This window comes from Zobellia nedashkovskayae (assembly GCF_015330125.1).
Classification (GTDB): Bacteria; Bacteroidota; Bacteroidia; order Flavobacteriales; family Flavobacteriaceae; genus Zobellia; species Zobellia nedashkovskayae.
The window spans coordinates 1,477,056-1,497,007 of sequence record NZ_JADDXR010000002.1 but is presented as its reverse complement, the minus strand read 5'-3'; the positions used below and the strand labels follow the sequence as shown (position 1 = coordinate 1,497,007).

The 19,952-nt window shown below is 36.8% G+C and carries 19 protein-coding genes; 5 read left to right on the top strand and 14 right to left on the bottom strand.

Annotation, left to right across the window (positions count from 1 at the left end; translation table 11 throughout):
• Window positions 1-3: 3 nt before the first annotated feature.
• From IWB64_RS06400 to cobA, 14 genes are all read right to left on the bottom strand, one after another.
• Window positions 4-675 carry a response regulator transcription factor gene (locus IWB64_RS06400; protein WP_194533214.1) on the bottom strand — a complete coding sequence of 224 codons (672 nt, stop codon included), beginning with the start codon at window positions 673-675 and terminating at the stop codon, window positions 4-6.
• A gap of 228 nt (window positions 676-903) precedes the next feature.
• Window positions 904-2,208: an alginate export family protein gene (locus IWB64_RS06395; protein WP_194533213.1), complete on the bottom strand. Its 1,305-nt coding sequence runs from the start codon at window positions 2,206-2,208 to the stop codon at window positions 904-906.
• Between the two features lie 35 nt (window positions 2,209-2,243).
• Complete coding sequence (locus IWB64_RS06390) at window positions 2,244-3,068, bottom strand: ABC transporter ATP-binding protein (protein ID WP_194533212.1); 825 nt, start codon at window positions 3,066-3,068, stop codon at window positions 2,244-2,246.
• 14 nt (window positions 3,069-3,082) lie between these two features.
• Window positions 3,083-3,922, bottom strand: a complete 840-nt coding sequence (locus IWB64_RS06385) for an ABC transporter ATP-binding protein (protein WP_194533211.1) — start codon at window positions 3,920-3,922, stop codon at window positions 3,083-3,085.
• Between the two features lie 21 nt (window positions 3,923-3,943).
• Entirely contained in the window at window positions 3,944-5,044 is a 1,101-nt protein-coding gene (locus IWB64_RS06380; RefSeq protein WP_194533210.1) for an ABC transporter permease, read from the bottom strand.
• A 39-nt stretch (window positions 5,045-5,083) separates the two neighbouring features.
• The gene (locus tag IWB64_RS06375) at window positions 5,084-6,469 is read right to left on the bottom strand and encodes a CmpA/NrtA family ABC transporter substrate-binding protein (protein ID WP_194533209.1); all 1,386 of its coding nucleotides are present in this window, start codon (window positions 6,467-6,469) and stop codon (window positions 5,084-5,086) included.
• 281 nt (window positions 6,470-6,750) lie between these two features.
• Window positions 6,751-7,467: a cytochrome c3 family protein gene (locus IWB64_RS06370; protein ID WP_226975824.1), complete on the bottom strand. Its 717-nt coding sequence runs from the start codon at window positions 7,465-7,467 to the stop codon at window positions 6,751-6,753.
• A gap of 2 nt (window positions 7,468-7,469) precedes the next feature.
• Entirely contained in the window at window positions 7,470-8,498 is a 1,029-nt protein-coding gene (locus IWB64_RS06365) for a 2Fe-2S iron-sulfur cluster-binding protein (RefSeq protein ID WP_194533208.1), read from the bottom strand.
• Between the two features lie 6 nt (window positions 8,499-8,504).
• Window positions 8,505-8,984 carry a hypothetical protein gene (locus IWB64_RS06360; RefSeq protein WP_194533207.1) on the bottom strand — a complete coding sequence of 160 codons (480 nt, stop codon included), beginning with the start codon at window positions 8,982-8,984 and terminating at the stop codon, window positions 8,505-8,507.
• Window positions 8,985-9,000: 16 nt separating this feature from the next.
• Complete coding sequence (locus tag IWB64_RS06355; protein ID WP_194533206.1) at window positions 9,001-9,831, bottom strand: c-type heme family protein; 831 nt, start codon at window positions 9,829-9,831, stop codon at window positions 9,001-9,003.
• A gap of 23 nt (window positions 9,832-9,854) precedes the next feature.
• Window positions 9,855-10,268, bottom strand: a complete 414-nt coding sequence (locus IWB64_RS06350) for a globin family protein (protein ID WP_194533205.1) — start codon at window positions 10,266-10,268, stop codon at window positions 9,855-9,857.
• Window positions 10,269-10,503: 235 nt separating this feature from the next.
• Window positions 10,504-11,223, bottom strand: a complete 720-nt coding sequence (locus IWB64_RS06345) for a Crp/Fnr family transcriptional regulator (RefSeq protein ID WP_226975823.1) — start codon at window positions 11,221-11,223, stop codon at window positions 10,504-10,506.
• Window positions 11,224-11,263: 40 nt separating this feature from the next.
• Entirely contained in the window at window positions 11,264-12,685 is a 1,422-nt protein-coding gene (locus IWB64_RS06340; RefSeq protein ID WP_194533204.1) for an MFS transporter, read from the bottom strand.
• Between the two features lie 264 nt (window positions 12,686-12,949).
• Window positions 12,950-13,723, bottom strand: a complete 774-nt coding sequence (gene cobA / locus IWB64_RS06335) for a uroporphyrinogen-III C-methyltransferase (RefSeq protein WP_226975822.1) — start codon at window positions 13,721-13,723, stop codon at window positions 12,950-12,952.
• Window positions 13,724-13,847: 124 nt separating this feature from the next.
• On the opposite strand from cobA, the gene nirB reads away from it, so the two are divergent.
• The 5 genes from nirB (at window position 13,848) to IWB64_RS06310 (ending at window position 19,923) form a co-directional block, all read left to right on the top strand.
• Window positions 13,848-16,364 (top strand): nitrite reductase large subunit NirB, encoded by a 2,517-nt coding sequence (gene nirB / locus IWB64_RS06330; RefSeq protein WP_194533203.1) that lies wholly within the window; start codon window positions 13,848-13,850, stop codon window positions 16,362-16,364.
• A gap of 39 nt (window positions 16,365-16,403) precedes the next feature.
• Window positions 16,404-16,784 (top strand): nitrite reductase small subunit NirD, encoded by a 381-nt coding sequence (nirD, locus tag IWB64_RS06325; RefSeq protein WP_194533202.1) that lies wholly within the window; start codon window positions 16,404-16,406, stop codon window positions 16,782-16,784.
• A gap of 97 nt (window positions 16,785-16,881) precedes the next feature.
• On the top strand, window positions 16,882-17,475 hold the full coding sequence (locus IWB64_RS06320) for a DUF4202 domain-containing protein (RefSeq protein ID WP_194533201.1): 594 nt from the start codon (window positions 16,882-16,884) through the stop codon (window positions 17,473-17,475).
• 29 nt (window positions 17,476-17,504) lie between these two features.
• On the top strand, window positions 17,505-19,355 hold the full coding sequence (locus tag IWB64_RS06315; protein ID WP_194533200.1) for a PAS domain-containing sensor histidine kinase: 1,851 nt from the start codon (window positions 17,505-17,507) through the stop codon (window positions 19,353-19,355).
• Entirely contained in the window at window positions 19,342-19,923 is a 582-nt protein-coding gene (locus IWB64_RS06310) for a precorrin-2 dehydrogenase/sirohydrochlorin ferrochelatase family protein (RefSeq protein ID WP_194533199.1), read from the top strand. Before IWB64_RS06315 ends, IWB64_RS06310 begins: the two co-directional genes overlap by 14 nt.
• Window positions 19,924-19,952: the final 29 nt, after the last annotated feature.

Genomic DNA, 19,952 nt, shown 5'->3' with positions numbered 1-19,952 from the left:
ATACTAAACCAAATTAAACTGCTGCGCCTTTTTTGAAAGATCTATTAAATTCTTGACCTCCATTTTACGCATAAGGTTAAACCGGTGTGTTTCTACGGTGCGCTTGCTATTCTGGAGTTTTTCGGAAATTTGTTTATTCGTTAAACCGGATAAAACCAATTCCAACACCTGAAGTTCCTTATTGGTCAAATCAAACTGATTGCTGGTAGAGGTAACATTTTTAGGAGTTTCATCGATTTTAGTGGTAGAACCCAATAAATTATTCACCAGAACATTAGAAATATCACCGCTGTAATACTTACCTCCGTCTCGAACGGTATGAATTGCCTTAATAAATTCCGTTTTCCCAGTATCTTTTAAAAGGTAACCGAGCGCTCCGGCCTTGACCGATTTTAAAATATACTCCTCCGAATCATGCATGGAAAGGATAATACATTTTACAGGCGAATTTTGGGCACTTAACTTTTCTACTGCTTCTATACCAGTCATTCGCGGCATTCTGATATCTATAATCAATAAATCAGGTGTGTTTTTATTCACCATTTCAATCGCCTCAATACCGTCAGAAGCCTCTGCAATAACTTTTAAGTCAGATTCGCTCTCTAATAAAGCTCTGATGCCGTCGCGAACCAAAGAATGGTCGTCCGCTAAAATGATACTTGTTGTTTGATTCAAAATATGCGTATTTATACGTACAAATATACTAGATTTTTACAAAGGTAGATTTTCAATAACCTATGACTATTCTTAGGCTAAGAATAAAAACCTAATTATTATGCCTGTATGTATACTCCGTGCAATCTATTATTATGAAATACACACCATTCAAGTAGAATTATAAAAAAGAACCGCTACAACAAAAAGGTTGTAACGGCCCTATCGAAGCATCTTTATAAATATGAACTATTTTTTTGCAGTGTTTAAAAACTTAGGTTTCATGGTCAATTGTACCCATGCCCAGTTTTGAACACTACCGGCAGCATCTTCAGTAATTCCCTTTAATTCGTACATGCCATCACTAGCAAACATTTGCGAATACCCTATGGCCAATCCGTATCCTTTGAAGTTTTTAGCAAAAACCAAGTCAACTTCGGTACCAAGTGATTTTTCACCACTTCCCAATTCTTGTTCTCCACTAAAATTCAAAACTTTCACCAATAAGCTAGAAGTTTCACTTAGTGCAAATTTGGCACTAGCATGAATATCTGTAAGTCCTATTGAGTTGGCATGATTACCTACGTAGAAATAATCCATAAACCCATTGAATTTATGATTGGTTCCGTATAATGGAAAGAAAGCTTCTGTCTTATCTGTGGTGCTTGCATCGTTTCCGCTAATAATCTCAGCTCCAAGCCCTAAAGAAACACCTTTTGATACTTTGTAGCTTAGGTCTAATCCTAAAAGATATGCCCCGCTAACATCTACACTATTTTGGCGCTCCCCGGTTTGCAAATACCCATTAAATGCAGCTCCAAAGCTTCCTTTTTTATAGTCTAAGTGCGTACCTAAAGTAATTAAATTGCTAACACCATCCGCTACAAGTGCATCTGCTTCGCCTGTAAAATTCTGGAAACCGTTGTTCAATATGAGACCGCTAATAGAAAAGGCTTCTCCTTTATGTTTTAAGTATAAGTACTGCATACTTTTATACGAGAAGAATCCCGTGGTATTATAAGCCGTGCCTGCAGACTGAAATCCTCCCGGATTTGCAGTGGTAGCTGTAAAATCTTGATTAAAAGCCAGACCAAGATCTATCATTAACTTTCCTTTGCTATACTTTAATAAAGCTGCATCATGATTACGTGCTTGCATAGCCCAGTCAACTCCACCAAGAATTCTTTGGTCATCATATACAAGCATTTGGCGACCTATTTTTGTAGAGAACCCTTCACTTAATTTGATATCTGCCCATGCTTGAAAAACAGAAAACGAATTATTACTGTCCTCAGGTTTTAATTGTCTGTTTTCTCCCCAAACCATAACGTCTTGAAGACTCATATAAAATTTAAACGCTTCCGTTTGGTAGCCCGCGTTCAAACGTAATCGCGTAGCGATTGCAAAGCCCGCATCTGCAGCATCTGGAATAATACTACCGAAACCGTTACGGTATTCGGTACGGGGCTTAAACTCCCCATCGAGTTCAAATTGTGCAGTAGCAAACTGAATCGATAGGACTAGTAGGGTTATTAATGTGTACTGTCTTTTCATAATCTAGGTATATTAAAAAAGTTTGTTGTTATGGTTTAATGTTCTAAAAAGTCAATCAAATGTTTTCTATAGGTGTAGTAGTCGTCATGTTCTAGTACCGACTTTCGAGTACGCGGTCTTTCAAATTCGATATCAAGAATATCCCCGATTTTTGCACTTGGCCCACTGGTCATCATTACTACCCGATCGGCCAAGAAAATAGCCTCGTCCACATCATGGGTAATCATCACCGCAGTAATTTTCTCTTTGTTCCAGATTTCAATTAATATATCTTGCAATTCTCCTCGGGTTAAAGAATCAAGCATTCCAAAAGGCTCATCCAACAACAGCACTTTAGGCTTAATTGCAAAAGCTCTTGCAATACCAACACGTTGCTGCATACCTTGTGACAATTCAATAGCTTTTTTATCAAAAGCGCCATCAAGACCTACCTTATGTAAGTAGTATTTGGCAATATCTTTGCGTTGTGCTTTGGTAGCATGAGGAAATACCTGGTTCACGCCTAAAAGCACATTTTCCAAAGCGGTCATCCAAGGCATTAAACTGGGAGATTGAAAAATAACGCCACGATCTGGTCCCGGCCCTTTAACAGGGTTTCCTAGAACGGCAATGTTTCCACCAGAAATAGGATTCAAGCCTGCAATCATAGAAAGCATAGTAGTTTTTCCACAGCCCGAATGCCCGATGATGGTCACAAATTCTTCCTTCATAATCTGAAGGTTTAAATTTTCCAGTACCACATAGTCACCTTTAGGTGTAGGGTACACTTTCTTTAGGTTAGATAAATCAAGCATCACTTTTGAAGGGAATACAATTCCGTTCTGCGTTGTGCCTTTGTTAAGTATGGTTTCTGTGCTCATAGGTTATTTTTTTATTAGGCCACAAAACTTTTAGGTGCTATATCAGGAAGCTCATAGGTTTCGTTAGAAACCGATTTACGTGCCTCACCAATATCCATTAAATATTCTATGATGGCATTTCTAGTCTTTTTGAAATTAGGATTGTCATTCATTGCGGTTTTATCACGAGGCCGTTCAATATCAATTTTAAATTCTGGACCTAAAGTAGCATTGGGACCCGGTTTTAAAGGGATAATTCTATCTGCCATATAAATACCCTCATCCACATCATTAGTAATCAATAAAGCCGTACGCTTGTCTTGGCTCCAGATATTCAATATTTCATCTTGTAAATTTCCTCGAGTCAAGGCATCTAAAGCGCCTAAAGGCTCGTCCATGATTATCATTTCCGGATTCATCGCTAAGGCCCTTGCAACCGCAACACGTTGGCGCATTCCCCCAGATAATTCTTTGGGTCTTTTATTAATGGCCGGTGTTAAGCTTACCATCCCAACATAGTCCTTTACTCTTTTCATTAGAAAAGCCTTGTTCTCTTTTGGAAAAGCCTCTTTTACCGCCATATATACGTTCTGTCCAACGGTTAACCACGGTAACAAAGAGTAGTTCTGAAAAATAACCCCTCTTTCATGACTGGTATCAACTACCGGTTCTCCTTTAAATAAAACCTCGCCACTTGTGGGTTTTAATAGGCCGTTAATTAAGTTTACCAAGGTTGTTTTACCGCTGCCTGTAAAACCTACAATGGCTACAAACTCCCCTTCTTCTATAGAAAGGTTAATGTTGGATAGTACATCCGTTCGGTTATCTCCTTCTCCGTAGGATTTGTAGACGTTATTTAATTCTAAGTATGCCATCTTCTATTGTTTTAGGTGAGGTTATACTCCTTCGTTTTTATTAAAAGACACCATGTTCTGAACACTTAACATAATTCTGTCTAATAGAAAACCGATAATACCAATAACAAACATGGCGACGATAATCTTGGCGTTGGAATCGTTAGCTCCGTTTTGGAATTCCTCCCAAACGAATAAGCCTAAACCTTGACTTTGTGCTAATAGTTCTATAGCAATCAATACCATCCAAGCCACCGAAAGGGTGATTCGTAACCCGGTAAATATTAACGGTAATGATGAAGGTAAAATCACTTTAAAGATTTTTTGAAAAGTTCCTAGTTTTAAAACCTTTGCTACATTGATATAATCTTTATCTACGGAGGAGACACCCATTGCTGTGTTAACCAAAGTGGCCCACATGGCACACAGGCCTACACTTATAAATGAAATCACAAAAGCATTATCAGAGCTATCACCGATGTACAAAGTTTTTACGATCATGAACACAAGCAAGTACCAAACTACAGGAGAAACCGGTTTAAAGATTTGTATGAACCAATTAAAAGCACTCCGTAATGATGGACTCAAACCTATTACAACACCAATGGGTACCGCAATTAAAAGGGCCAATAAGAAACCTGCAAAAACCGTTTTTATACTTGTAAGCACAATATCAACAAACGAGGCACGACCGGTATAAACAATAGCATTTTTACCTTGTGCTACTAATTTGGCGTTTGTTGCGGCCATCTTTTCATTAAAAGCGGCTTTATCTGCATTAATTACCTTATGATCTGCAATTAAAGTTTGCAACGACGCCCAAACCTGAGTAGGAGACGGCAAAGTATTAGGCTGGCAACTACTATCGCCGGAAGCGATACAATCACGTTCTGCATCAGCAGCTGCCTGACCTTGTTCTGTCAATGCTTTTTCGATTTTGTAATTCGCCTCTTTATTATATAATGCTTTAGAACCCATGTGCCAGAGCCCTAAAAATAACAGGATAGATAGTAAGGTAATGCCCGATTTTTTAAGCCATGGTAATAAATCTCCCTTTTGAAACTTAGGAGTAAATTTGGCTACCAAAGTTTTTAAAAACGCTAGGCCTTGTCCTTCTTTTTTTAATGTGATGTCTTGTTCCATGATAGTATGCTTTTGCTTCGATAAATTGTACTGTAAACCTTAATCTTTGTTTCCGATTGAGAAACTATTGATGTAACCAATTGGGTCTTTTGCATCATAAGAGGTACCGTCAATGAAATCTGTTGTTGCTGCTTTATAGCCATCCGTTTCAGGAACATCCGCTGCAGGAATTTGTCCTTCGGCAACTAGTAAATCTGCTGCTTTTTTCCAGATGTCAGGACGATAAATATCTTTGATCGTTTCGCTATACCATTCTGTAGTTTTTGTTTCAGGAATTTGTCCCCATCTGCGCATTTGTGTCAAGAACCAAATACCATCTGAGTAGAAAGGATAGGTAGCATTGTACTTGTAGAACACATTGAAATCTGGCATATCTCTTTTATCCCCTTTTTCAAATTCAAAAGTACCCGTCATAGAATTGGCTAATACCTCTTCTGGTGCACCAACGTACTGAGACATGGAAAGAATTTTTACTGCTTCTGCTCTATTTGATGGTTCATCTAACCATTTTCCTGCACGAATCATTGCTTTGGTAACTGCAATTGCAGTATTTGGGTTATCCGTTACGAATTTCTTCGTCATTACAAATACCTTTTCAGGGTTGTTTTTCCAGATATCATAGTTGGTTACTACAGGTACACCAATACCTTTAAAAACCGCTTGCTGATTCCAAGGCTCACCTACACAGTAGCCGTAAATAGTACCAGACTCTAAAGTGGCCGGCATTTGTGGCGGAGGTGTAACAGATAGTAAAACCTCAGCATCTATTTGACCTTGAACATTATCCGCAGTATACATACCTGGGTGAATTCCGGCAGCAGCTAACCAATAACGTATTTCATAATTGTGTGTTGAAACAGGAAATACCATTCCCATTTTAAAAGGCTTACCGCTATTTTTGTATTCCGTAATTACAGGCTTTAAGGCATCTGCTTTAATAGGATGCACTGGTTTACCATCTGCCCCAACAGGTACATTAGGCTTCATTTTAGACCAAACATCATTAGAAACGGTAATTCCATTTCCATTTAAATCCATTGAAAAAGGAGTCACCAATTCAGCTTGTCTTCCAAAACCTGCACCAGCGGCAATAGGCTGACCTGCTAACATATGCGAGCCATCTAATTGACCATCAATAACACGGTCTAAAACATTTTTCCAGTTGGATTGTGCTTCAACGGAAACAAAGAGGCCTTCATCTTCAAAGAATCCTTTTTCCTTTGCAATGGCTAGAGGTGCCATATCTGTTAGTTTGATAAAACCGAACGTAAGTTGTGGTTTTTCAATATCTAGTTGTTTTGTTTTTGAAGCGACTGCTTCTTCCGTAGCGGCTGCATCTGTCTTTTTTGTTTCTTTTCCTCCACAAGCCATAACTACTGCAGCTATAGTTGCTAGTAATGATGCTTTTGTAAAAATGGTTTTCATAATAGTATGGTTTTTAATTTAACTACGTATTAGTACTTACTTTTGACAAATGTATACGTAATTAACTTCTCATATAATGCAATAGGACATAAACATTTATCTTTTTATAACATATAAATAACTGCATAAAAACAGGTTTAACAGATAAAACCCTGATTTACAGAATACAAAAACTGCGTATCACCACTTTCTGAAGAAAGTATAAATACGTAGTATTAAAATTTAAGCGTTTGTAGAAACAATATTGAGAAAGCTACACCCCTCAGGTAGTGGATATTTTGTTATTTCTTTTGAAGCGTTTTAATCCATTCAGGTTCAGACAGCCCTAAGTATTTTTTGTCCGTTCCATACGGATCTTTGCCACCATCAAGATAATTCTGTATGATTTTTAGTGGTATTGTATCCTGAAGCTTAGTGGGCACATTATACCTATGGTTACCATGAAAATCATGACATTGAATACATGTAAACCATTGTTCGTTGGCTATTAGTTCTACATGGGATATATCTATAGGGTCATTCTCCATTTCTAAATCCTGGTGGCAATTCATACAGTAATTAATTGCAGCAACACTAACCCGCTCCCCATTGTGTTCCGTATGGCAGGTAATACAGGTAGTAGCATCAATTTTCTTTATTACCTTTCTGAATCTAGGTTCGGAAAATCTATACGTAGGATGGCGGTCATTGGGACGGTCATGGCATTCCAAACAATTTTTTACGGTTACGTCTTTGGTGCCAAAATCCACTCCATTTTCTCTCATTCCAAAGGCATGCGCCATATTGGATTGTATTTGCTGAGACAAATTGCCATTAGCATCTGTGTGACAAGCGGCACATGATATCTCATTATGACCATTATTCATCGGACCCAAGGAAATATATTCTTCTGATGTTTTTAGAGATAAAAACAAAATGATTCCTGCTCCTAAAACGAGGCCTGATAGACCTCCCAAAATTTGTCTCTTTCGTAAAGGTGATACTTTAAATATACCCATGTTTATATTGAGATTACGATATTTTCGCTTGCAGGATAGCTTATGCAAGTCAGAATTTTACCGGCATCAACTTCTTTCTGCCCCAAAAAATGACCGTCGGTCATATTAACTTTTCCAGATACACAGGAAGCCAAACATGTAGAGCACATACCGGACCTACATGAATAAGGCATATCAATGTTTTGTGCCATAGCAGCTTGTAGAATAGACTTGTTATTGGCAATATTCAACTCATGGCTGGTTCCGTTTAGCTGTATTTGCACCTTGCTCATCATACCATCGCTCTGTATAACAGTGTCCGGTCTTTTAAAAAGTTCTTCCTTTATTCTCGAAGGAGAAACACCATTTACATTCAGAATACTTTTTACCGCCTCCATAAACCCAAAAGGACCACAAATCATGTATTCACCATTTTTAAAGGATAGCTTATATTTATCTAGAATTCCCACAACCAAAGCATCAGTTATTAGTCCTTTATGATAGTGTGGTTTTGCAGGTGCGTTTTTGGAAATAAGATATTCTATTTTAAACCTATCTCCATATTGCTTTTGAAGTTCAACGAGTTCTTCATGAAAGATTATAGACTCAAAAAAACGGTTGGCATAAACCAATACAATACTAGATTTAATCTCTTTTTGTAAAACTGAATTTATGATTGAAAAAATGGGCGTAATCCCGCTTCCTGCGGCAAAAAAAACATAACTTTTTTGCTGTTTTTTTTCTGGTTCTATGAAAAAGCTTCCGTTAGGTTTATCAATTAGTAACTTATCGCCCACTTTTAAATAGTCATGAATGTAATTAGAAACCAATCCGTTCTCTACACGTTTAATTGTAATTTTCAAATCTTTGTCCGTAAAAGGATTACTACTAAAAGAATACGCCCTTTTGTGAATTTGATCAGCTATGGGAAAGTGCAGGGTAATGAACTGCCCTGGCTTATACTTTACCTTGCTGAAAAAGCCCCCATTGGTAAAACCAACGCTTATGACATCTTCTGTTTCCTTGATGATATTTTTTACTATTAGTTTCATGCTTTTTTATTTGTAGTAGAAGACCATGGTAATATGGAAAAACATCAGAATAGTAATAATGAGAGAAAAGGCTACGTGCAATATCATCCATCCCTTAAAAAGCAACTCACTATTATTTTTTATGACATCTAAATTGATGTATCCTAAAAGCGCATTTGCCAAAAATATATAAGACAACAAAGCAAGATATCCATAACCCATACCCATACTGTGCATATAAAAAAAGATTGGGCTTAAGGCTCCTGCCCACTTATGTAGTCCAGCCATATACATGGAGTGCTTTCTAAATTTTACAATCACCCTACTAAAGGTTAGCGCCCATTGGAATGTTATGAAAAGTGCTAAAAATAGCCCAGACCATCTCTTGTACATTTCTTCTTGCTGCAGTTCTTTTAACCACTGCCATTCTAGTTTAAAAAAAAACTGTACGAAGAAAAGTATCAAAAACAACAAGCCAACAAACGATGTCAAGTTTTTGTTTTTCAAAAAATAAATTTTATGGTTATTTACTTGCAATCAAGCTTTTCAGGGTTTCATATGAAGATAGTTTTCTAACGCTATCCAAGAAAACTTCCGGTGTTGGAAGGTAATTCCCATCCTCCGGCCATTTATCTCCAATTGTTGGTTTTTCCGAAGATTTAAATGCAGCGATTTCATCCAAATATTCTACATAGACATCTACTGTACCCTTGGCGTATGCATTAAGAACATCAAGCGCACCGGTATACGACAAGGAATCCTTTGGGTATTGCCAAGTAGTAGCCCCCATAACATCTCCCAACTTCCAGTCAGTTTTAGCGGTTTGAGGATGATCATTATGACAAGTAACGCATGCTTGGGCACTAGCAAGGTCCACAAACATTGCTGTATGTAATTTTTGAGATTCATCATAAAAGAATTTAGGGTCTTGAGTTTCTTTGATTTCTTCAAAAAGTTTCTCCTGCTCTCCTTCAAATTTGTTCGCATTGTTAATTGGAAAATCCGACCCTAAATACAGACCTAACGGTATAGGTCCTTTACGAATACTAGTAGCAACGCCACGAAGAAATAGGGCGGGTAGCGGACCGGCCTCAACATCGTCTTTACGCCAATCTTCGTCAAACTTCATACCCTGTAGTTTTCCTTTTCCGACTATTGCCTTTGTGTACAATGTTCTGGTTACATCATTTTCTTTTGACACCATTTCTAAAACTTCATCAACGGAAAAAACATTCCCTTCAGAAGCAGCACTCGTACTATTTTCTTCAGGAACACCTCCACAGGAATTCAATAAAACAAAACTTAAAATAAGCACTATCAATACAAGAAATGGTGAGGATTCTGGTTTTTTCATAATAAGGTGGTTTAAAAGATTAGTTAGTAGGACGCATTTATCATTACCGAAGACATAGTACCATATACTGATGCCCATGCTTCTTTTACTTCAGATGTAAAATCATCGCCAAGACCTGCTTCAAGTGTTCCCAATAATGCCGTGCCCACCGTCTCGTAATGTGAAGGTTCTACTTTGTATTCTATATGTCTTTTTCCTAGATTTTCTAAAACAGGTACCAACATCTCTAAATTGTTCAATCCGGCAACTGCACTAGAAAGCATGCTCATAAGTTTGTTTCCCTGAGCGGCAATCGCTTCCTCTCCCTTTGGGAATATTGCCCTTAAAGAAGGGTCCAAATCAAAGAGTTTATCATAAAATATTTTACCGGCTGCATTAGAAATTGGTTTTACTTTTTCGAAAGATTCCTGTACGAGGTCAATAGTAGTTTGTTCCATAGTTTTCTATATGATTTGATTAGTACTTAGACAAAAAGTAAGTATTAATACTTATTGTTTGAAGCAAATATAAAACCTAGACTACGTATGTACTATGTTGAAAAACAGGAAGAAAAATTCTTTTTAGCAGAAAAATATCTGCCTTATCATAGTTTTATCATTTTGTATAAAAAAAGCTTCTGCCCATCTATATTGAAATAGTGGGCAGAAGCTAACAGAGCCAGCACAAAAAGTACTAGCTATCTAAATAAAAGTTGTGTTCTGAAATTTCTTTTTGAAGTGATTCTAATTGCACTATACCAATACGCTTGCCACGGGCTACAATTAGATTTTCTTTTTTTAATGCGGAAAAAGCACGTATGACCTGCTCCTCGGTAGTACCTGCATAATCGGCATATTCCCGTCTACTTAATATGATGGAAATAAAGTCATTATCCTGTCCAAACTTTCTGTATACGTAGAGCAACGTATCTATAACTCTTTCGCGTACCGTCATTTGAGAAAGAGATTTTACTTTTACCTCGCTTTTACTCAACTCATTAGCGTAGAAAAGCATTAAATCGTAGGTAAATAATGGATCTGTTTTCAAGACTTCTTGCAATCTATCTTTTGCAAAATAACAAAGCGTGCAATCTTCCAAGGCTATCGCACTAATAGGGTATGATTCTTCTGTAGTAAAACCCCTATGGCCAATAATCTCACCTTCTTTGGCAAAGCGAACAATTTGCTCTTTTCCATGGAGACCTGTTCGTAATACCTTTACACTTCCTTTAAGAACAAAGAAGAGTCCGGTAACCGGCGCGCCCTCCATTATAAATTGTTGTCCTTTTTTACACCTGATCTCTTTTCTGTGTTCCGTAAAAGTTGATACGACTGGCGACTGATAGTTTTTCTTTATTAAACAATCCATATTAGAGCAGGTCCCACAAGCAGTGTCAACCATGCCTTTATTCATATGAATTTTATTTGTCAAAGTAGAAATCACGCTATCTTTTTTACTTGTCTCCTAAAACATATTTAGGTGTATTAGATTTATTCATTTCCAAAGCAGTAGCCTTCTCGTCTTCCGTAGAAAATTTTATTGCCAAGGATAGCCCGGCTGCAAGAACCACACAAATACCAATTACAAAATAGCCCGCAGAAACGGCCGTAGATGCAGCGGAAGCTTGAGCAATTCTAACCGCTTCTTCTCCTAAAGTACTATTCAAAGAAATGGCCTGTGTCTCTGCCATTGCCGATTTGGACTTAAGAAACATGGCAGCAATAAACGCTCCTACGTTACCACCGGCCCCCACAATACCTGAGATGGAACCAATTGCTTTTTTATTAATAAACGGTACTACTGAAAAGGTAGCTCCCTCCGCCATTTGAACAGATAAACTAAAGGCTATCAAAAAGAAGATACCCAAACCTATACTTGTTGTAGTTGAAAAAACAGTAAGCATAAAACCTTCTACAGCAAGAATCAAAGCAAGGAACATAACTCTTCCTCTTAGTCCTCTTAACCTTCCAAATCTATCTCCGAAAAATCCGCCAAGAGTCCTTGCAAAAATATTCATCAAGGCAAACGACAATACCAAATTACCAGCTGTGGAGCGCGTTAATCCAAAAGTATTTTGTAGATAATCATCCATCGTACCGTATACGGTAAGTTCCATTCCAAAAGAAGCAGCATATATAACGAACAAAATCCAAACTCTATAATCCTTTAATACACTTACAAAACTTTCTTCGTCTTTCTTAAGGGTAGGCATTTTACCTTCTTTCTTAAGTTGAGCGAAATTACCCTCGGGAGTATCTTGTGTGAAAAAATAATACACAACGCCCATAAGCATGGCAATAACACCAGCAATCATCATAGAATAACGCCAAGCAACCTCATCTGCAACACCAAAACTAACAACAGCAGCAGCTATCAAAGGCATCCCTAAACGATTGGCTCCACCACCTAAATTTCCCCAACCTGCAGATGTGGCATTAGCCGTACCAACAATATTAGGTGCAAACATTATAGAAGTATGAAACTGAGTGATAACAAAGGATGCTCCAATAAAGCCAATGAACAAACGGCAAACTAAAAATTGCGTTGGGGTTTGTACAAACCCTAAAAGAATAACTGGTATAGCGCCAATAACCAATAAATAGGTATAACATAGCCTAGGACCGTACTTATCACATAATTTACCTACTAACAGTCTAGCAAATACAGTTCCTGTTACCGCTAATATAATAGAGTTCCACTTCTGCTCTGGAGTAAGACCTAGATCTTTAACCACGTCGGGCATGAAAGGTACAATACCGAACCAAGCAAAAAAGCAAATGAAGAATGCTATTGAAGTAATCCAAAACGTACGGATAGGCATACTTTTTAGATCGGTCAGTTTTAAGGTAGTCGCTTTTTTAGATTGTGTTTCCATAATACTAATGTTTTAGGTTTAAGGATATCCAAAACTACGTATTAATATACGTAATAGTACGTATATTTAGAAAAACTACTCGTTTTCTAAGTATTTTTATGAAAACAGAAGATATAAGGAAGAAAAAATAAGGGATTACAAAAAAATCCAGGAAGATTTTAATTAAATGAAATTTTACCAAAGCAAATCGCTCTATATACTACTTAATATAAGTAGTATATAGAGCGATAATATAAAAAAATACGTACCTATTTAGGTAAATAATTAGAAACTAGAATGTAGTACACGTTGCACCTCTTCCTCAAAAAAGGAAGGGTGTTCAGCAACCACATCTCCTATTACAATAATGCCAGGTTTAGAAATATCTATATCTAAAATACCAGATTTAATACCTCCTAAAGTACTCAATACACATGATTCATTTTGAATTGTGCCATTTTGAATTACAGCCATTGGTGTTAAAGAACCCCTATATTTGCTAACTTCTGCAGATATTTCAGATAATTTTCTAACTCCCATTAGTATAACCATCGTGGCAGAAGATTGTGAGGCGAATTTTAAATCTTCGGAAAATGAGCCATCTCTTTTCGTAGCGGTCATCACCCAAAAACTACTACTTACTCCTCTACGGGTCATTGGTATGCCTTGACTAGACGGTACGGCAATAGCACTAGAAACACCAGGAACTACTGTAACAGGAATACCAAAAGATTCTACATAAGCTATTTCTTCATGAGCCCTACCAAAAACAAAAGGATCACCTCCTTTTAAACGAACTACATGTCCATGTTCAAATGCTTTTTCCACTATCAACATATTAATATCATCCTGATTAAACGAATGCACTCCACAACGTTTTCCTACGTATATTTTTGGAATACTTGCATCAATCTGCATTAATAAATCTTCGTCTATCAAAGCATCATATAACACTACATCTGCAGCCTTTAAAGCCTTTAAACCCCTAATTGTTATAAGGTCTGAGCTTCCCGGACCTGCTCCTATTAATGTAACCTTTGGCTCCTTCATTGATTTCATAACTAGTGATTTTATAGGGTTGTATTGGTAATTCCTCAACAAAACTACGTAATTATTTCGATAAAAACAGATGACTTATACGTATTTATACGTAATATTGCTAAGTAGTTTAAAATCGAAGCCTATGAAAACTATTATTGTTGTCGGAAACGGCATGGTCGGATACAAGTTCTGTGAAAAGCTCGCAGCTAAAGAAGAATCTAAAAACTTTAAAATCATCGTTTTCGGTGAAGAGCCAAGGCCAGCGTATGACCGTGTTCATTTAAGTGAGTTTTTTGAAAATCAAGATGCAAAAGCCTTAGAAATGGCTCCTGCAGAATGGTATGCTGAAAATAATATTGATTTAGTTGTTGGTGAACGTGTTTCTGACATTAATAGAACAGATAAAACAATAACCACAGCCAAAGATCGCGAGTTTTCATATGACTATTTGGTTTTAGCTACTGGTTCTTCCGCCTTTGTTCCTCCTATTAAGGGGGTTGAAAAAGAAGGTGTTTTTGTTTACCGTACGATTGAAGATTTAGAAGGTATGCTTGCGTATGCTGCTAAAATAAAAGAAAACAACCCTAATGCTAAGGCAGCAGTTCTTGGTGGTGGTTTATTGGGGCTAGAAGCAGGTAAGGCTGTTATGGATATGGGCTTAGAACCTCATATTGTAGAATTTGCCCCAAAACTTATGCCAAGACAATTAGATTCTAGAAGTAGTCAAGTACTACAGCTTAAATTAGAATCTATTGGTTTAAATATTCATTTAAGTAAAGCTACAAATCAAATATTAGGTGATAAGGCCATAACAGGAATGGAATTTGGCGAAGATGATGTTTTGGATGTTGAAATGTTGGTTGTTTCTGCCGGTATTCGTCCTAGAGATGAATTAGGGAAGTATTCTGGTTTGGAAATGGGTACTCGTGGCGGTATTGTTGTAGATAACAAAATGCAAACTTCAGACCCAAATATATATGCCATAGGAGAAATTGCTCTTTATAACCAAATGATATATGGTTTAGTTGCCCCTGGTTATGATATGGCAGGAGTTGCTGTAGATCAAATCTTGGGATATACAGAAACCCTTATGCCAGACGAAATAGATATGTCTACCAAATTAAAGTTAATTGGTGTTGATGTTGCTAGTTTTGGCGAACCTTTTATGCCTGCATCAAAAGGACATTCTATAATTTTTGAAAACAAGACACAACACTTATATAAAAGGATTAATGTAAGCCTTGACGGCAAATCATTATTAGGTGGTATTCTAGTTGGTGATGCATCAGATTATAGTATGTTACATCAAATATTTTTAAATGGAATGGCTATTCCTGAAGACCCGGCCCAATTGATTCTACCAACAACCGAAGGTGGAGCATCATTTGGTGATGTAATGGACTTACCGGAAGAAGCCCAAATATGTTCTTGTGAAAATGTAACAAAAGGGCAAATTTGTGGTACTATAGAAAGTGGAGAATCTAAGGAATTAGCAGATGTTGTTAGTTGTACTAAAGCAGGTACTGGTTGTGGTGGCTGTAAACCAATGGTAAAAGACCTCACTGAGGCAACTTTAAAATCTCTAGGTATTGAAGTTAAAGACTCTATTTGTGAACACTTCGATTTTAATAGACAAGACTTATATAAAATAATTCAAGTAAAAGGATATAAGACATTTAATGAAGTATTAGATAACCATGGAAATGATGGTCATGGTTGCGAATTGTGTAAACCTGTAGTTGCCTCATTAATGGCAAGTATTAATGCAGACACAGCTAACAAAGAATATGCTATTCAAGACTCAAATGATAGGTTTTTAGCCAACATTCAGCGTAATGGCACATATTCTGTGGTTCCTCGTGTTCCTGGTGGCGAAATTACTCCAGATAAGCTAATCGCTCTTGGAGAAATTGCTAAAAAATATGATTTGTACACCAAAGTTACTGGTGGTGTTCGTATAGATTTATTTGGTGCAACCTTAAACCAATTACCATTAATCTGGAAAGATTTAATAGATCATGGATTTGAAAGCGGACATGCGTATGGTAAATCATTACGTACCGTAAAAACCTGTGTAGGATCAACATGGTGTCGTTATGGAATGGCAGAAAGTGTAAGTTTTGGTATTGAACTAGAAAATAGATACAGAGGTATACGCGCACCGCATAAAATTAAAGGTGGAGTTTCCGGTTGTATTCGTGAATGTGCAGAAGCAAGAGGTAAAGATTTTGGTTTAATCGCTGTTGAAGGTGGTTGGAACTTATACCTTGGTGGAAATGGTGGTGCAACACCACGACACGCAGAATTATTTGCAGAACAAATTGATAATGAAACTGTCATTAAATATATAGATCGTTATTTAATGTTGTACATGCGTACTGCAAAACCTTTGCAGAGAACGGCTGCGTGGCAAGAACGTTTAGAGGGTGGCCTAGATTATTTAAAAGAAGTAATTATTGAGGACAAATTAGGTATTGCTGAAGACTTAGATCATGAAATGCAAACATTGGTCAATAAGTTTGAATGTGAATGGACTCAAGCTATTAATGATCCTGAAATGATGAAACGTTTCAATCACTTCGTAAATAGTGAAGAAGACGATGATAATTTAGTGTTCGTTCCTTTAAGAGAACAGAAAATGCCTGAAAAGTGGGTCTAATTAAGTTTTAAAATAACCTATTTCTAAATTAGAATTAAAATGATAAATATAGTTTCCGATAAATATAAAACAGTAAAACCCGAAGATGTAAAATTCTGGTTTAAAGCCGCTAGCACAAATTTATTTCCTAAAAATGGTGGTGCATGTGTTAAGTATAAAGATTTACAAATTGCAGTATTTAATTTTGAAAGATTAAACAAATGGTATGCATGCCAAAACCTATCTCCTGAAAAGCAAGAGATGGTTCTAAGTAGAGGAATGATAGGTGACCATAAAGGAATTCCTATGGTTGCTTGCCCATTACATAAAAAAACTTTTTCATTAGAAAATGGAGAAAATTTAAACGGTGATTTAGATGCCATTGCCACATACCCAGTTAAAGTAGAAGACGGATTTGTATTTCTTGGATTTTCGGAATAGGTTTTTTGGTTAAACTTTGAGAAAAAGATACGAATAGGTATTGAATAGATTCCGTACAGGTCTGAAGGTATTTGTATCTTAGGCCAAAATTAGACCTATGTCAACTTCTGATAAATTACAGCAAGCCTTTACATTGTTCGATAAGGCAAATGAGCAAGATCCTCATACAGAAACAGCTCCTTCAGGAAAAACATATCCAAAAGAGCTACTTTATGCTCTTCGTATGACGGAGAAGCTTAACGATTTTGCACCTAAAGCACCTGAAGCTTTAAAGTTAACAGCCAGGTGTCAGCATATTTGCCGATGGGAGATTCCCCGAGAATCCTATGAAATGAATCGTGCAGGATATTTAAAATGGCGCCAAGACCTAAAAAAATTCCATGCAGAAAAAGCCACTTCTATTTTAGAAGAAGTTGGTTATGATCAAGCTACCATTGAAAAAGTAGCATTTTTACTTGAGAAAAAACAATTAAAGAAAAACGAGGACACGCAGACATTGGAAGATGTTATCTGTTTAGTATTCTTAGAGCATTATTTTGAGCCTTTTGCTTCTGAACATGAAGATGCCAAGGTTATTGATATACTTCAAAAAACATGGCGAAAAATGTCTGAAGAAGGACACAAGGCTGCATTGAAATTACCCCTTTCAAAAAATTCACTTGAGTTGGTCACAAAGGCCATAACAAGTTAATTTACAGGTAGTAAATTGATATTTGTAACATGCAGAAAGACAAGACCCAATTACCGCTTGACTCTGAAACTTTTTTAAGTATAAGAAAGTGGTACCTATGGGCTTTGGCCGGTATAGCCGTAACCATAATTGTCTCTCAAATTTTGATTCAATTGCATCTAAGTTCGCAATTGAGCGATTCCCGTGTTATTAATGTCGCGGGATTCCAAAGGGCTTACAGTCAAAAGTTGACAAAGGAATTATTGCTTATTAAAAGTGACTTTTCCAAAGGTGAGATCGATCCAAAAATAAAGGAACTTTCTAAGACCATTGCCATTTGGAAACACTCTCATATTGCCTTGCAAAATGGTGATATAGACAAAGGACTTCCCAATGAGGATGATACTGAGATTTTAGGGCTGTTCAATAAGTTAGAGCCACATCATTCGGCTATGGTACAAGCCGCAGAAACCATAATTACTTCCTATCATAACAACAGCCTCTCTGAAGCTAGTTTAGAACAAAATGTAACTATTGTTCTACAAAATGAAGACCGTTTTCTACAACTGATGGATGACATCGTAAATCAATATGATGAGCGTAGCAAGGCCAAACTAAAAAACTTAAAGCAAAAAGAATATTTACTTCTTTGCATTTCACTCCTCATCTTAATACTTGAAATTGTATTTATCTTTAAACCCCTTTCATTACAAATTCGTAAGACTATAGGGGATTTAATGCAAAACCAGGTGAATTCAGATGCGCGTGCCAAAGAGGTGCAGCAACTTTATTCCGAAAAAGAAAAATCACTCCAAGAATTACAGGAATTAAACTTTGTAATAGATAATGCCTCCTTATTTGCAAGTGCAAGAAAAGATGGTAGCATCGTTTTTATCAGTAAAAAATTTCAGGGTTTATTGGGTATTACTGAAAACCAATTGAATAAGCCCTTAGCGGAAATTCTTACGACAGACTCTGGCCAACAAGAATATCTTAGAGAGGTCCTGAAGAGTAATAGAAAAAATGTAATCCGTACAGAGGAAATCAAAATCACCACTTTAGAAGGAAAGGATTTTTGGCTAGATATGTCTATCGTACCCATGCACCAATCCAGCAGACAACAAAGTATTCTTATCCTGTGTTCGGATATTACGGAGCGTAAGGAAAACAGCATTAAGGTAGAGCAACTTACCAAACAGAATTTTGAAGAGCGAATGCTTCAGAAAAAAGTACAGGCAAGCCAAATCGTGGAAGGGCAAGAAGAAGAACGCAAGCGTATTGCTAAAGATATTCACGATGGTATAGGGCAAATGCTGACGGCATTAAAATTTAATATTGAATCTATCGATCCCGAGAATAAAGATAAGACAATAGAAAAAATTGCCTATTTAAAGACCTTAGCTTCGGATCTTATTAAAGGTGTGCGTACGGCTACATTCAACCTTACGCCCCCAGAACTTAGTGACCATGGCATTTTTCCTGCACTTCAAAAAATGACTGTTGAACTTTCAAAACTGACAGGGAAAACCATTCTTTTCGACAACAAGACCGATGAACACATTAGATTTGATTCTTTGGCCGAAACAAATGTCTATAGGGTAGTACAAGAGGCGGTCAATAATGCTATTAAATACGCAGAAGCAAGTTATATTTTGGTGACCATTAATTTCAAAGATGATATCTTAAGTGTTGTTATTGATGATGATGGAAAGGGTTTTGACGATTCTATTTTAGGACAAGTACCAAAGAATAATAGTGAAGGTGGAATGGGGCTCTTTTTCATGAAAGAGCGAATAGATTATATAAACGGAAGACTATTTATTAATTCTATTCCAGGAGAAGGAACTCGTATCACCATCAATTATAAAACAGAAAAAGAAGAAGAACATGGAGCGGAATGAACTGTACCCGGTATTTCTTAAAGTATCGAATTTAAATATTTTAATTGTAGGCGGCGGAAATGTAGCTTTAGAAAAATTGACTTTTTTATTGAAGTCAAGCCCTAATGCTCAAGTAGAAATGGTATCACCCATGTTTAGGGAAGAAACAATTGCATTGGCCAATAAATTTGGCATTACTATGCATTCTAACAACTATAACAAAACCTTCCTTGGAGGTAAGCATATGGTGGTAGCCACTACGGACAAAGTAGAAATAAACGAGCAGGTGTACCATGATTGTAGAGCACAGAGCATCTTGGTAAATGTAGCGGACAACCCTCCTTTTTGCGATTTTTACATGGGTGGTATCGTCACCAAAGGAAACGTAAAAGTGGCTATTTCTACGAACGGAAAATCGCCCACTACGGCAAAACGTTTACGTCAATTTTTTGAGGATGTTATTCCAGAAAATATAGATGATTTAGTGAAAAACCTCAACGAATATAGAAAAACTATAAAGGGAGATTTTGAGGAAAAGGTAGAAACCCTAAATGAATTTACAAAAGGGTTAGTCAACAAAAAAGATTAAAATTAGGCTACGATTTACGCAGCCTATAC

What these genes read in the sequence shown, in the direction of transcription:
- IWB64_RS06355 (WP_194533206.1), bottom strand. Translation starts at nt 9,831, where the DNA reads ATGAAAAAACCAGAATCCTCACCATTTCTTGTATTGATAGTGCTTATT.
- IWB64_RS06365 (WP_194533208.1), bottom strand. Translation starts at nt 8,498, where the DNA reads ATGAAACTAATAGTAAAAAATATCATCAAGGAAACAGAAGATGTCATA.
- IWB64_RS06345 (WP_226975823.1), bottom strand. Translation starts at nt 11,223, where the DNA reads ATGAATAAAGGCATGGTTGACACTGCTTGTGGGACCTGCTCTAATATG.
- cobA (WP_226975822.1), bottom strand. Translation starts at nt 13,723, where the DNA reads ATGAAATCAATGAAGGAGCCAAAGGTTACATTAATAGGAGCAGGTCCG.
- IWB64_RS06315 (WP_194533200.1), top strand. Translation starts at nt 17,505, where the DNA reads ATGCAGAAAGACAAGACCCAATTACCGCTTGACTCTGAAACTTTTTTA.
- IWB64_RS06375 (WP_194533209.1), bottom strand. Translation starts at nt 6,469, where the DNA reads ATGAAAACCATTTTTACAAAAGCATCATTACTAGCAACTATAGCTGCA.
- IWB64_RS06320 (WP_194533201.1), top strand. Translation starts at nt 16,882, where the DNA reads ATGTCAACTTCTGATAAATTACAGCAAGCCTTTACATTGTTCGATAAG.
- IWB64_RS06395 (WP_194533213.1), bottom strand. Translation starts at nt 2,208, where the DNA reads ATGAAAAGACAGTACACATTAATAACCCTACTAGTCCTATCGATTCAG.
- IWB64_RS06340 (WP_194533204.1), bottom strand. Translation starts at nt 12,685, where the DNA reads ATGGAAACACAATCTAAAAAAGCGACTACCTTAAAACTGACCGATCTA.
- IWB64_RS06380 (WP_194533210.1), bottom strand. Translation starts at nt 5,044, where the DNA reads ATGGAACAAGACATCACATTAAAAAAAGAAGGACAAGGCCTAGCGTTT.
- IWB64_RS06350 (WP_194533205.1), bottom strand. Translation starts at nt 10,268, where the DNA reads ATGGAACAAACTACTATTGACCTCGTACAGGAATCTTTCGAAAAAGTA.
- IWB64_RS06385 (WP_194533211.1), bottom strand. Translation starts at nt 3,922, where the DNA reads ATGGCATACTTAGAATTAAATAACGTCTACAAATCCTACGGAGAAGGA.
- IWB64_RS06370 (WP_226975824.1), bottom strand. Translation starts at nt 7,467, where the DNA reads ATGGGTATATTTAAAGTATCACCTTTACGAAAGAGACAAATTTTGGGA.
- IWB64_RS06390 (WP_194533212.1), bottom strand. Translation starts at nt 3,068, where the DNA reads ATGAGCACAGAAACCATACTTAACAAAGGCACAACGCAGAACGGAATT.
- IWB64_RS06310 (WP_194533199.1), top strand. Translation starts at nt 19,342, where the DNA reads ATGGAGCGGAATGAACTGTACCCGGTATTTCTTAAAGTATCGAATTTA.
- nirD (WP_194533202.1), top strand. Translation starts at nt 16,404, where the DNA reads ATGATAAATATAGTTTCCGATAAATATAAAACAGTAAAACCCGAAGAT.
- nirB (WP_194533203.1), top strand. Translation starts at nt 13,848, where the DNA reads ATGAAAACTATTATTGTTGTCGGAAACGGCATGGTCGGATACAAGTTC.